The following is a 12,029-nucleotide window of genomic DNA, read 5'->3' as shown; positions in this document are numbered from 1 at the left end:
CTGGGGTGCCCTACGAAGCGTCGCCGGGCAGCTGGGCGAGCATTATAGGCCGCTCGCCGGCTCAGCCGCGAGGCAATGCAGTGTGAGGCCGCTTGCAGTTGTGACAATTGGCATTCAGGAAAATTGCCGGATGCAAAACCCCCTTGCGCAAGCATTTCTTCCGATGGCCTTTGGCGCCGCCCGTCAGGGGCACGCAATCGGATTGAGCAGACCTCGCCATCGCTTGTTCGGAACTAAGGCATGGCACCGTTTCATGCGCCCAATCCATCCGCATCGCAAGGAGAAACGACATGGCTGGTGATCAACAACGGACCGGACAACGCGGCGGCACCAAAGAGACCAACCCTGGCAACTTCGCCAATGACCGCGAGCGGGCTTCCCGTGCCGGCCACAAGGGTGGCCAGGCCTCAGGTGGCAACTTCGCCAACGACCGGCAACGGGCATCGGAAGCTGGCCGCAAGGGCGGGCAGAATAGCCACGGCGGAGGCCGCCAGCAGCAACCGTAACCACGTTCGCCGGGGCCCGTCGGCGCGGCTGGCGGGCCGCCTGCCTGCTCGTATGGGCGTTCGCCGACCAACAGGCGCGTTGTCGCAAGGTCATCGAGGTACCGGCGGCGACCTGACCCCGCCATTTGAATTGTTGGACAATCTTTTTGAATCTTTCCCAGGCAGCGTCACTCCATGACAGTGTCATCCATGGAGAAGAGGAGGGCCGCGCGATGCCTAGTCCCCAGCTGTACATTATCGATTACCTGCTGCATGGCCAGCCACACAGCTTCATTATCCGGCTCGAGAAGATCGATAACGCCGAAGCCTGGCACTGGGCAAGTTGTGATGCAGGGATTGGTATCATCCCGAAATTCGGGCGAGAGAAGATCAGGAAAGTCAGCCGGCCGATGGCTGAGCGCTACGGGATAACCGCAGTGAGTTGGCGGCTGTCGGGAAGTCGGCCCAGCCAGTCAGTCAGTGATTCCAGTGTGACCAACTGATCTTCATGCACCGGATTCGGGGTCGCTGGCAGGCACCCCGGGCCGGTTCTGCTCGTCATCTGTGAGGTCAGGATCGGTATCCGGGTCGTCTGCGCGGTCATTGCCGTTGGCCGGCTCCAGTTCCGGCCAGTCGTCCTGGGCGCTGCCGCCGCCCATGTGCAGTATCAGATTCATGATGGCACCCTCGCTCGTTGAAAAAAGGCCCACCCAACGGTGGGCCAGGCACAGGAGTGAGGGGCAATGCCATTGACCACCCCTCATGGATTGAGAGTGCCGGGCACCCCGGCATGATCAGTCGCAACCCCATTGGCACCGACCGACGGTATCAGGTGCCGCTGTACTTCACTGCTGCCGCCGTGCGCGAGGTGACATTGAGGGCCTTGAGCAAAGACGACACGTGAATGCGTACGGTGAACGGCGAGATGTCCAGGGCGCGGGCGATTTCTTTGTTGGTCTTGCCTTGGGCGATCAGGCGCAGCACCTCGTGCTGGCGGTGGGTGAGCTGTTCCAGCTCGCTGGCATTGCCCAGGCTCGGCAACAACCCCGAAGGGCTATACCTGACCAGCACTTCGCCGTCACGGATGGCCAGGATCGCCTCCCCGAGCTCGTCGGGGGCAACGCTCTTGCCGATGAAACCATCCACGCCACTGGCCATGACCTGTTCGATCAGCGCCGGGTCATCGACCATCGACACGATGATCAGGGTGGTACGGCGCAACAGCTGGCGCAGTTCGGCCAGCCGTTCGAGGCAATCGAGCCCCGGGAAGCGCAGATCGAGAATCAGCGTGTCTGGCACCTCGCCCTGGCGGGCCAGCGACAGCACCTGCTGCAGGTCGCCGGCTTCTTCGAGCTGCGCCTGTGGCAGTACCCGCTGCACGGTACGGACCATGGCTTCCCTGAACAGCGGATGGTCGTCCGCCACGATGATGCGGCACGTCACGTCCTGACACTCCCTGTGAACGACGGTTTTCCCGACCATGCTAACTTAGCAGGCGACCACGGCGAATGCTGCGCCAAGAGGGCGTTTATGCGACCCCGTGCACAAGGACGTCGACCATGGACTACAACAAGAACACCGAACTCGACCAGGCTAACCTGCGCGTCATCGTCGCCAGTTGCGCACTGGTCTACATCACCGTGCTGGGTTTTCTGCCGGGTGAGTCGATCGACAGCTACCTGCCGGTGATCTACTACATCATCAGCTTTATCGCGCTGTCGATCGGCCTGCGCCAGGCCATCGCCCGCTGGCCTGGGCACTACCCGTGGCGGCGGGTGCTGGGCATCGTGCACGACTACACCGGCACCTGCTTCGGCCTGGTGCTTGGCGGCGAAGCGGCGCTGCCGCTGTATGCGGTGATGGTCTGGGTCAACCTCGGCAACGGCATGCGTTTCGGTACCCGTTACCTGGCCGTCGCCACGGTACTGGCGCTGACCGCACTGGTCGCGGTGTACCAACTCAACCCTTACTGGCAGGCCAACCCGTTCATGGTGCTGATGCTGCTCACCACCAGTACGGTGATCCCGCTGTACGCCCATATCCTGCTGGAGCGCACGCGCAAGGCCTCGGAGCTGGCGATGGCGGCCACCCGGGAGAAATCGCGCTTTCTGGCCCAGGCCAGCCATGACCTGCGCCAACCGATCCACTCCATCGGCCTGTTCACCGCGTGCCTGCGTGAAGCGCCGCTGGCCGAGCAGGAGCGGCGCCTGGTGGACAGCATCGACCGCTCGCTGCTCAACGTATCGCAGCTGTTCCGCTCGATCCTCGACCTGTACACCCTGGACAATGGCCGGGTGCAGCCGAAGTACGAGGTCTTTGCCTTGCATGAGTTTTTGGCCGAACTGCTGCGCCAGAACGCCGAGGCGGCGCGCTGGGCTGGCGTGGAAATGCGCCTGCGCCACAGCCGTCACTGGACCCGCGCCGACCGCGGCATGCTCGCGACCATGGTGCAGAACGTGCTGTCCAACAGCTTCAAGTACGCCGCCGGGCGGCCGTTGCTGATTGGCGTGCGACGTCAGGGTCAGGCCCTGGCCATCGTGGTCCATGACCAGGGGCGCGGGATCGATGAGGCGCATCAGGGCCTGGTCTTCGAAGAGTTCTACCGGGTACGCCAGGTACGGGACAAGGATGTCGAGGGGGTTGGCCTGGGCCTTTCGATCGTCAAGCGCCTGGGGCAGTTGATGGGGTTGCAGGTGCAGCTGCGTTCGCACGTGGGGCATGGCACGGCGGTGAGCCTGCAGGGCTTGCCGCGCCTAGCGGCACAACCGGTGGCCCGCAGCAGTGACCAGCAGGTGTTGCAAGGCGCGATGTTCAGTGGCCTGAAGGTGTGCCTGGTGGAGGATGATCACAACGTCCTGCGTGCGACCTCGGCGCTGCTGCAGCGCTGGGGCTGCGAAGTTGAAGCGCATGCTTCCCCCCTGGGGCTGGTCAGCGCGTGTGATGTGATTGTCGCCGACTACGACCTGGGCCAGGAGGCCACCGGGGTCGATTGCATCGACAACCTGCGTGCACAGCGCGGCTGGGAGGTGCCGGCATTGATCATGACCGGGCATGACCTGGAGAAGATCCAGGCAATCGTGCAGGGGCGCACTATCGAGCTTTTGGCCAAGCCGGTGCGCCCGGCGCAATTGCGCGCGGCCCTCTGGGCCTTGCGCGAGGTGCCGGCGGCGCCGGAGCGGGAGCGCGGCGCCGGGGGCAGGGGCGGCATCACTGCAGGATGATCGCCTGGCCTTCCTTCAGGCAGGACGGGGTCGGCTCATAGAGGCCCATGCTGCCCACCGCGACGATGGCACCACTGGGCATCTGGCAGTTGTACTCGCCCTTGGCGGTGGTAGCCGTGTAGTAGGTGATGGTGCTGTCACTGCGCACGTTGGTGACCTTGCTGACCGGGGTGTTGAGTGCGAACTCGGCGCGCTCCTTGAGGGTCTGGTCGGAAGGTTTGATGGTCTGGCAGCCGGCGACGGTGAACAGGACAGCGGCGCTGAGCAGGAGCTTGGCGGGTTTCATGGTGGATGGCTTCCTTGGCGTAGGGTGTGGCGGGTGGCCGGACTATAGCGCCGAGGAGCGGGCAGGGCATTAGGGCAGATGTACGAGGTGGCCATGTGCCTTTATGTGCTGCCTGTGCCGGCCTCTTCGCGGCTAAAGCCGCTCCCACAGGGACCGCACATGGCTTGAGGTTTGCGCTGTACTTGTAGGAGCGGCTTCAGCCGCGAAGAGGCCGGCACAGGCTATATGCCTCTGGCGGACTGATCTCAGATTGTGGTTTTCACAAGACCGGCAGATCACTGTTTCAGAGCAGGTCAGGTTTTTTTCAGAACCAGGGTCAGAATGTCATAACTGGCCACCAGCTCACCGAGCTGGTTGGTCACCTCCACATCCCAGGCCACCACACCTTGCGGCTGCCCCAGCGGGCTGGTCTTGCCCTGGTCGATCTTGCGCTTGCAGGTCAGCCGCGCCTGGATGGTGTCGCCGATCCCGACCGGGTTGATGAAGCGCAGGGTGTCCAGCCCATAGTTGGCCAGCACCGGCCCGGCACCTGGCGAGACGAACAGCCCGGCTGCGGCGGAGAGTACGAAGTAGCCATGGGCGATGCGCTTGCCGAATTGCGACTCCTTGGCCGCGATCTCGTCGAAGTGCATGTAGAAATGGTCACCCGACAGGCAGCCAAAGTTGACCAGGTCGGCTTCGGTCACGGTGCGACGGTGGGTCAGCAGCGATTCACCGATGCGCAGGTCGTCGAAGTAGCGGCGGAACGGGTGTACCTCGGTCTCGATCACTTCGGCGCCACGCACGTATTCGCCGGTGACGGCGGTCAGCATGCTTGGCGAGCCCTGCACCGCAGCGCGCTGCAGGTAGTGCTTGACCGCACGCAGGCCACCCAGCTCCTCGCCACCCCCCGCACGGCCAGGGCCGCCGTGTTTGAGTTGCGGCAGCGGCGAGCCGTGGCCGGTGGACTCTTTGGCCGCTTCACTGTCGAGCACCAGCAGGCGCCCGTGCCAGGCGGCGGCCGCAGGAATGGCCTTGGCGGCCACGGCGCGGTCGGCAGTGACCAGGGTCGCCACCAGGCTGCCTTTGCCGCGGGCGGCCAGTGCCAGGGCCTCATCCAGGTCGTCATAGGCCATCAACGTGCTGACCGGGCCGAACGCCTCGATGTCATGGGCACCGCCCTCGGCATGCGGGTCGCGCGCTTGCAACAGGGTGGGGGCGAAGAACGCGCCTTCGGCAACACCTTCACCCCGCGGGGCAAAGCCGTCGCTGGCGCCAAACAGCTGGTCACAGCTCTGCAGCAGGCTGCGCACGCGTTCGCCGACGTCGCGTTGCTGGTCGTGGGAGGCCAGGGCGCCCATGCGCACGCCTTCCACCGACGGATCACCGACCACCACCTTGCTCAGACGCTCGCGCAGGCGGGTAGCCACCGCATCGATATGCCTGGCCGGGACGATGGCACGGCGGATGGCGGTGCACTTCTGCCCGGACTTGGTGGTCATTTCCCGCGCCACTTCCTTGATGTACAGCTCGAACTCTTCGCTGTCCGGGCTTACATCCGGGCCGAGGATGGCACAGTTGAGCGAGTCGGCCTCGGCAGTGAACGGCACCGAGTTGCGAATCAGGTTGGGGGTGACGCGCAGTTTCGCGGCTGTGTCGGCAGAGCCGGTGAAGGTCACCACGTCCTGGCCCTGCAGGCGGTCGAGCAGGTCGCCGGTGCTGCCGATCACCAGTTGCAGGCTGCCCGCTGGCAGCAGCCCGGAGTCGTGCATCAGGCGCACCACGGCTTCGGTCAGGTAGCTGGTGGAGGTAGCGGGCTTGACGATGCACGGCATGCCGGCCAGGAAGGTCGGCGCGAACTTTTCCAGCATGCCCCAGATCGGGAAGTTGAAGGCGTTGATGTGCACGGCCACGCCAGCACGCGGCACCAGGATGTGGCTACCGGCAAAGTGGCCCTGCTTGCCCAGCGGGATCGCCGGGCCTTCGTGCACCAGGTTACCCGATGGCAGCTCACGGCTGCCGATGCCGGCATAGCTGAACAGCGTGGCGTTGCCGCCTTCGATGTCGATCCAGCTGTCGGCGCGGGTGGCACCGCTATGGTGCGACAGCGCGTAGAGCTGTTCCTTGCGCTCGGCCAGGTACAGGGCCAGGGCCTTGAGGCGCTGGGCGCGTTGCTGGAAGTCCATGGCCATCAGCTCGGCCAGGCCGCGCGCGCGGGCAAATGCCACAGCCTCGGCGAAATCCGGGCGTTCTTCGTGGCTGTAGGCCAGTACATGGCCGTCCAGGGCGCTGCGCAGGGCCTGGGCGCCGTGCTGGCCGATCCAGCGGCCGGCGATGAAACTCTGCAGGGTTGGGGCGTCAGACATGCTGTTTTCCTCGTGTGGGCGCTATTACCACAGCGCCAGGGTGTAGCCGATGATCAGGCGGTTTTCGTCCACGGCGTTGGTCAGGCCATTGCCGGAACGGAAGGTGACGTTGCGCCAGCGCAGGCTGACGTCCTTGAGCGGGCCGCTCTGGATGACGTAGGTGAGGTCGCTGTCGCGTTCGCGCTCGCGGCCATTGCTGAGCGTGGCGGTTTCGGCGTGGCGGCCATCGGTGTAGCGGGTCATGAAGCTCAGGCCGGGGATGCCCAGGGCGACGAAGTCGTAGTCGTAGCGCAGCTGCCACGAGTCCAGCCCGGCGCGGGTGAAGGTGTTGTAGGTCACCAGGTTGACGGTGAACGGGTCGCCGCCGTTGACGAACGGGAAGGCGCTGTCGCCGGACATCTGTTGCCAGGTGGCGGTGAACTTGTGGGCCCGCACGCCGAGGGTGAACATGGCGTTGAAGTTGCGGTTGTCGATCTTGCCGGCGCGCTGGGCGCCATCTTCTCGGCTGTCAAAGTAGCGCAGGTCGCTGCGCAGGCTCAGGCCCTCGCCCAGCGGGCGGGTATCGATCAGGCCGACAAACTGCTGGCGGTAGATGTCCTGCAGCTTGGCGTAGTAATAGCTGACGCTGGTCTGCGGGGTGAGCGCGTAGCTGCCGCCGCCAAAGTCGAGGTGGTCACTGGTAGCGGCGCCATAGCCCATGTCGTCGCGGCCGGAGGAATCGCGCAGGTTGACCTTGCTCAGGCGCCCGGCGTTGAGGGTCAGGCCGTCGATGTCCTGGCTGGTCAGCTGGCCACCCTGGAAGGCCGAGGCCAGCAGGCGGGTGTCGTTGTACACCACCACCGGCAATATCGGCTGCAGGGTGCCCAGGCGCAGGGTGCTCTTGGCCACCCGCACCTTGCCGGTCAGCCCCAGTTCGCTGTAGTCGTCGACCGGTTCGTGGCTGCTTGCGCCGAACGGCAACAGGCCGGTGTTGCGCCGGTCAGGGCTGGAATCGAGCTTGACGCCCAGCTGGCCCATGGCATCGAGGCCAACACCGACCAGCCCCTCGGTGAAGCCCGATTCCACTTTCGCGGTAAAGCCCTGGGCCCATTCCTCGGCCTTGGCCTGGGGCGCGTTGCTCTGGCGGAAGTCGCGGTTGATGTAGTGGTTGCGCAGTTCCAGCCGAGCGTGGCTGTCGCCGATGAAGTCCGCCAGCGCCGGCAAGGGCAGGGCGAGGGTGGCCAGCCAGGCGGCCGATTTGAGGTACATGCGGTTCATTGTTGTTATACCCGACATTGTCAAAGATCAGTGCTTGCTGGCGCCGGCGGCGCCGATACCGGTCATGGAGCGGATGAACTGCGCCAGGTAACGGCCGCGCTCTTGCTTGGCCCGCTCCGAGCTGTCGCTGACCGAGAACGCCCAGGCGCCGAGGAACGCCAGGCTCATCGAGAACAGCGCCGGGTTGCTGTAGGGGAACAGTGCCGTCTGGTTGTGCAACACGTTGACCCACACCGCAGGGCCGAGCACCACCAGCACCACCGCCGAAACCAGCCCGGCCATGCTGCCGCACACCGCGCCACGGGTGGTCAGGCCCTTCCAGAACATCGAAAGCAGCAGCACCGGGAAGTTGACCGAAGCGGCAACGGCCAGCACCAGGCCGGACAGGAAGGCGATGTTCTGCGACTCGAACACCAGGCCCAGCACCACGGCGAGCATGCCGATCACCAGGGTGGCGATCCGCGACACGCGCATTTCCTCCTGTTCGCTGGCCTGGCCCTTGCGCACCACGCAGGCATACAGGTCGTGGGACACCGCCGAGGCACCGGACAACGCCAGCCCGGCCACCACGGCCAGGATGGTGGCGAAGGCCACGGCAGAAATGAAGCCGAGGAACAGGTTGCCACCCACGGCCTGGGCCAGGTGCACGGCGACCATGTTGCCGCCACCGATGATGGCGCCCGCCGCGTCGCGATAAGCAGGCTCGGTACCGACCATGACGATGGCGCCGAAACCGATGACGATCAGCAGCAGGTAGAAGTAGCCGATGAAGCCGGTGGCGTAGAACACGCTCTTGCGCGCTTCCTTGGCGTCGCTGACGGTGAAGAAGCGCATCAGGATATGCGGCAGGCCGGCGGTGCCGAACATCATGCCCAGGCCCAGCGAAATCGCATCCACCGGGTTCGACAGCAGGCCGCCCGGGGCCATGATCGCCTGGCCCTTGGCGTGCACCGCCACGGCGCTGGCGAACATCGCTTCAGTGCTGAAACCAAAGTGCTTGAGCACCATGAAGGCCATGAAGCTGGTACCGGACAGCAGCATCACCGCCTTGATGATCTGTACCCAGGTAGTGGCCAGCATGCCGCCGAAGGTGACGTAGGCGACCATCAGCACACCGACCAGCATCACCGCGTACAGGTAGCTGATGCCGAACAGCAGCTCGATCAGCTTGCCGGCACCGACCATCTGCGCCACCAGGTACATCAGCGCCACCACCAGGGTGCCGAACGCCGAACTCAGACGCACCGGGGTCTGTGCCAGGCGATACGACACCACATCGGCGAAGGTGTACTTGCCCAGGTTGCGCAGGCGCTCGGCGATCAGGAACAGGATGATCGGCCAGCCGGCCAGCACCCCGAGGGCATACAGCAGGCCGTCGTAGCCATTGAGGAACATCATCGCGGAAATGCCGAGGAACGACGCCGCGCTGATCATGTCCCCGGCGATCGCCAGGCCGTTCTGCATGCCGGTCAGGCCGCCGCCGGCGGTGTAGAAGTCACTGGCCGAACGAGTACGCAGGGCTGCCCAGCGGGTCACCAGCAAGGTGAAGCAGACGAACACCATGAACATCGAGATGGCAGTCCAGTTCATTGTGCGCACTCCTGCTTGACCTTGTCGTTGAGCGGGTCGAGCACGTTGTTGGCGCGGTGCACGTAGATGCCGGTAAGGGCGAACGACAGCAGCACCATCAGCACGCCAACCAGCATGCCGACGGTGGTCACGCCGCCGCTCAGGGACTGGCCGAGGGTGCTCGGCGAGAACGCCACCAGCAGGACGAAGCCGTAGTAGATGACCAGCATCGCCAGGGTCAGGCCGCCGTTGAGGCGGCGTTTACGCTGGACCAGGTGCTGGAAGTCGGGGTGGTTGGCGATGCTTTCGATGTGTTCCGGGGTCATGGCAAGCGATCTCTTTGGTTTTGTAATTGTTGTAATCAGGTCACTTTGGGGTGTTGCTGATGGCCTCTTCGCGGGCAAGCCCGCTCCCACAGGTACGGTGCAGTACTCAAGGGCAATGGGATTCCTGTGGGGGCGGGTTCACCCGCGAAAAGGGCGACGCGGTGTCAAAGCTGGTCGAAGTCGAGCACCACCTTGTCGCTCACCGGGTAGGTCTGGCACGACAGCACATACCCGGCCGCCACTTCGTAGTCCTCCAGGGCATGGTTGCTGTCCATCTCCACCTCACCCTCGATCACCCGGCACTTGCAGGTCGAGCACACCCCGGCCTTGCACGAGTAGGGCAGTTCGGCGCCGATGGCATTGCCGGCATCCAGCACGTTCTGGGTATTGCGCGGCAGGTCGAAGCTCAGCGCGCGGCCGTCGCTGATCACGGTGATATGGCTGAGCGCCGAATCCACCTGGCGTGCGGCCTCACGGGCTTCGCGACGGGCTTCATTGCCGGCGGCGGCGAACAGTTCGAAGTGGATGCGCTCCTTGGCCATGCCGTTGGCCTGCAGGCTGTCGCGCACGGTCTCGGTCATCGCCTGCGGGCCGCAGATGAACGCGGCGTCAAGGCCGGACACGTCCATCCAGCGTGAGAACAGCTGGCCGCACTTGTCGGCGTCGATGCGGCCGTTGTACAGGTCGACATCCTGCTGCTCGCGGCTGAACACGAAAATCAGGTTGAGACGGTCGAGGTAACGGTTCTTCAGGTCTTCGAGCTTGTCGCGGAACAGCGCGCCGGAACTGGAGCGGTTGCCGTACAGCAGGGTGAAGCGGCTGTGCGGCTCGCGGGCCAGGGTGGTGGCGATGATCGACAGGATCGGTGTGATGCCGCTGCCGGCGGCCACGCCCAGGTAATTGCCCTGGCGCGCCGGGTCCAGCGGCACGAAGAAGCTGCCCGAGGGCGGCATCACGTCCAGCTGCTGGCCGGCCTTGAGCACTTCGTTGGCAAACGCGGAGAAGCGCCCACCGGGCACGCGCTTGACGGCCACCCGCAGCTCGCCATCCTGCACGGCGCTGCAAATGGAGTAGGAACGGCGGACTTCTTCGTTGCCCAGCTGGGTGCGCATCACCAGGTACTGGCCCTGGGTGAAGCGGAAGGCCTCCTGCAGGTGCGCCGGCACGTCGAAAGCGATCGACACGGCGTCACGGGTCTCGTTGCGCACTTGCTTGATGGTCAGGCTGTGAAACTGGCTCATGGTGGTCTCCACGGCTCAAATGCATTTGAAATAGTCGAACGGCTCCAGGCAATCGCGGCAGCGATACAGCGCCTTGCAGGCCGTGGAGCCGAACTGGCTGAGCAATTCGGTATGGCGGCTGCCGCATTGCGGGCAGCACACGTCTGGGGCTTCGCCGAGCAGGCTGCGCTTGCTGGCGCTGCCTTGCGGAGGGGCGATGCCATAGGCGCGCAGGCGTTCGCGGCCCAGTTCGCTGATCCAGTCGGTGCTCCAGGCCGGGGTCAGCCGGCGCTCCAGGTCCGGCGCGGTGAAGCCGGCCTGCTCCAGCGCCTGGCGAATATCACCCTCGATCACCTCGGTGGCCGGGCAACCGGAATAGGTCGGCGTAACCACCAGGTGCAGGTGGCCGGCTCGCCAGCCCAGATCGCGCACGATCCCCAGGTCGACCACGCTGACCACGGGCACTTCCGGGTCCATGACCTGGCTCAGTACCTCCCAGGCCTTTGCCAGGTCGCCGCTTTGCTGGGCGCGGGCGCCGCGGTCGCCGGCAATCAGCTCACCAGGTTGCATCGGGGTAGGCCCTTGGCAGGAACTGCATTTCGGCCAGCAGCAAGCCCAGGTGCTCGGTGTGCAGGCCCTGGCGGCCGTTGAGGTAGAAGTGGCTGGCGGCCTTGGGCAGCGGCAGCTCGACCGACTCGAAGATCGCGCTCACCTGTTTCAGCCAGGCTGCAGCGACCGCCGCCGGGTCGGCGGCAATGCCCGCCTGTGCCAGTTGCACCTCGTTGTCGCTGCCGGCGCTGAGCTCGACGGTGAAGCGCCACAGCGCCGGGATCGCGTCGAGCATGCGCCGGCGGCTTTCTTCGGTGCCGCCACCCAGGCGCTGCACCCATTCGGCAGAGCGGCGCAGGTGATAGGTGACTTCTTTCAAGGCCTTGGCGGCAATGCCAGCGATACGCTCGTCGTTCGATTCGACCAGGCCCTGCAGCACGGCATGGTGCCAGGCGTCGTAAAGGAACTGTTTGGTCATGGTCACGGCGAAGTCGCCATTGGGTTGCTCGACCAGCAGCAGGTTGCGGAATGCGCGCTCGTCGCGGCGGAACGCCAGGGCATCGGCGTCGCGGCCGTCGTCCAGCAGCTCGGCGGCGTACTCCAGCCAGTTGCGCGCCTGGCCCACCAGGTCGAGGCCGACGTTCATCAACGCCAGTTCTTCTTCCAGTGCCGGCGCGTGGCCGCACCATTCGCACAGGCGCTGGCCCTGGATCAGGGCGCTGTCGCCGAGCAGCAGCAAATACGGGATCAGATCGTGCTTGTGCATGGCCA

At 65.1% G+C, this 12,029-nt stretch carries 12 protein-coding genes and 1 pseudogene; 3 read left to right on the top strand and 10 right to left on the bottom strand.

The genetic code is table 11. The annotated features are described in order from the left end of the window. Positions 1 to 290: 290 nt before the first annotated feature. Positions 291 to 506, top strand: a complete 216-nt coding sequence (locus OCX61_RS13600; protein WP_261939949.1) for a con-10 family general stress protein — start codon at positions 291 to 293, stop codon at positions 504 to 506. Positions 507 to 718: 212 nt separating this feature from the next. Next, positions 719 to 988 carry a DUF6555 family protein gene (locus OCX61_RS13595; RefSeq protein WP_261939948.1) on the top strand — a complete coding sequence of 90 codons (270 nt, stop codon included), beginning with the start codon at positions 719 to 721 and terminating at the stop codon, positions 986 to 988. Between the two features lie 3 nt (positions 989 to 991). Here OCX61_RS13595 and OCX61_RS13590 read toward each other — a convergent pair whose 3' ends face one another. Next, complete coding sequence (locus OCX61_RS13590; protein WP_261939947.1) at positions 992 to 1,162, bottom strand: hypothetical protein; 171 nt, start codon at positions 1,160 to 1,162, stop codon at positions 992 to 994. A gap of 151 nt (positions 1,163 to 1,313) precedes the next feature. Then, entirely contained in the window at positions 1,314 to 1,928 is a 615-nt protein-coding gene (locus OCX61_RS13585) for a LuxR C-terminal-related transcriptional regulator (RefSeq protein ID WP_261939946.1), read from the bottom strand. Between the two features lie 116 nt (positions 1,929 to 2,044). Here OCX61_RS13585 and OCX61_RS13580 point away from each other — a divergent pair, with 116 nt between their 5' ends. Next, a complete protein-coding gene (locus tag OCX61_RS13580) occupies positions 2,045 to 3,706 on the top strand; it encodes an ATP-binding response regulator (protein ID WP_261939945.1) in 1,662 nt (553 codons plus the stop codon). On the opposite strand, the gene OCX61_RS13575 is transcribed toward OCX61_RS13580, so the two are convergent. The 8 genes and pseudogenes from OCX61_RS13575 to paaC form a co-directional block, all read right to left on the bottom strand. After that, positions 3,693 to 3,992 (bottom strand): hypothetical protein, encoded by a 300-nt coding sequence (locus OCX61_RS13575; protein ID WP_261939944.1) that lies wholly within the window; start codon positions 3,990 to 3,992, stop codon positions 3,693 to 3,695. The two genes, OCX61_RS13580 and OCX61_RS13575, sit on opposite strands and share 14 nt — an antisense overlap. A gap of 293 nt (positions 3,993 to 4,285) precedes the next feature. Then, positions 4,286 to 6,337, bottom strand: coding sequence for a phenylacetic acid degradation bifunctional protein PaaZ (paaZ, locus tag OCX61_RS13570; protein ID WP_261939943.1), 2,052 nt, complete (start codon positions 6,335 to 6,337; stop codon positions 4,286 to 4,288). Between the two features lie 24 nt (positions 6,338 to 6,361). Further along, a complete protein-coding gene (locus tag OCX61_RS13565) occupies positions 6,362 to 7,594 on the bottom strand; it encodes an OprD family porin (protein WP_261939942.1) in 1,233 nt (410 codons plus the stop codon). A 27-nt stretch (positions 7,595 to 7,621) separates the two neighbouring features. Beyond that, a pseudogene (locus tag OCX61_RS13560) lies at positions 7,622 to 9,190 on the bottom strand (cation acetate symporter); the annotation flags it as partial. Next, entirely contained in the window at positions 9,181 to 9,489 is a 309-nt protein-coding gene (locus tag OCX61_RS13555) for a DUF485 domain-containing protein (RefSeq protein ID WP_085677511.1), read from the bottom strand. The gene OCX61_RS13555 and the pseudogene OCX61_RS13560, both read right to left, overlap by 10 nt. Before the next feature lie 164 nt (positions 9,490 to 9,653). Next, positions 9,654 to 10,730, bottom strand: coding sequence for a 1,2-phenylacetyl-CoA epoxidase subunit PaaE (paaE, locus tag OCX61_RS13550; protein WP_261939940.1), 1,077 nt, complete (start codon positions 10,728 to 10,730; stop codon positions 9,654 to 9,656). A 15-nt stretch (positions 10,731 to 10,745) separates the two neighbouring features. Continuing rightward, a complete protein-coding gene (paaD, locus tag OCX61_RS13545) occupies positions 10,746 to 11,279 on the bottom strand; it encodes a 1,2-phenylacetyl-CoA epoxidase subunit PaaD (RefSeq protein ID WP_261939939.1) in 534 nt (177 codons plus the stop codon). Continuing rightward, positions 11,266 to 12,024, bottom strand: a complete 759-nt coding sequence (gene paaC, locus OCX61_RS13540) for a 1,2-phenylacetyl-CoA epoxidase subunit PaaC (protein ID WP_261939938.1) — start codon at positions 12,022 to 12,024, stop codon at positions 11,266 to 11,268. The genes paaD and paaC overlap by 14 nt, the downstream gene beginning before the upstream one ends. Positions 12,025 to 12,029 lie beyond the last annotated feature (5 nt).

This window comes from Pseudomonas sp. LRP2-20 (assembly GCF_024349685.1).
Classification (GTDB): domain Bacteria; phylum Pseudomonadota; class Gammaproteobacteria; order Pseudomonadales; family Pseudomonadaceae; genus Aquipseudomonas.
This window is presented reverse-complemented; position numbering and strand designations above follow the sequence as displayed.

Excerpts from the sequence above, each read along its gene's own strand:
- paaZ (WP_261939943.1), bottom strand. The coding sequence starts at position 6,337 with ATGTCTGACGCCCCAACCCTGCAGAGTTTCATCGCCGGCCGCTGGATC.
- OCX61_RS13600 (WP_261939949.1), top strand. The coding sequence starts at position 291 with ATGGCTGGTGATCAACAACGGACCGGACAACGCGGCGGCACCAAAGAG.
- OCX61_RS13580 (WP_261939945.1), top strand. The coding sequence starts at position 2,045 with ATGGACTACAACAAGAACACCGAACTCGACCAGGCTAACCTGCGCGTC.
- paaC (WP_261939938.1), bottom strand. The coding sequence starts at position 12,024 with ATGCACAAGCACGATCTGATCCCGTATTTGCTGCTGCTCGGCGACAGC.
- OCX61_RS13555 (WP_085677511.1), bottom strand. The coding sequence starts at position 9,489 with ATGACCCCGGAACACATCGAAAGCATCGCCAACCACCCCGACTTCCAG.
- paaD (WP_261939939.1), bottom strand. The coding sequence starts at position 11,279 with ATGCAACCTGGTGAGCTGATTGCCGGCGACCGCGGCGCCCGCGCCCAG.
- OCX61_RS13575 (WP_261939944.1), bottom strand. The coding sequence starts at position 3,992 with ATGAAACCCGCCAAGCTCCTGCTCAGCGCCGCTGTCCTGTTCACCGTC.
- OCX61_RS13595 (WP_261939948.1), top strand. The coding sequence starts at position 719 with ATGCCTAGTCCCCAGCTGTACATTATCGATTACCTGCTGCATGGCCAG.
- OCX61_RS13565 (WP_261939942.1), bottom strand. The coding sequence starts at position 7,594 with ATGAACCGCATGTACCTCAAATCGGCCGCCTGGCTGGCCACCCTCGCC.
- OCX61_RS13590 (WP_261939947.1), bottom strand. The coding sequence starts at position 1,162 with ATGAATCTGATACTGCACATGGGCGGCGGCAGCGCCCAGGACGACTGG.
- paaE (WP_261939940.1), bottom strand. The coding sequence starts at position 10,730 with ATGAGCCAGTTTCACAGCCTGACCATCAAGCAAGTGCGCAACGAGACC.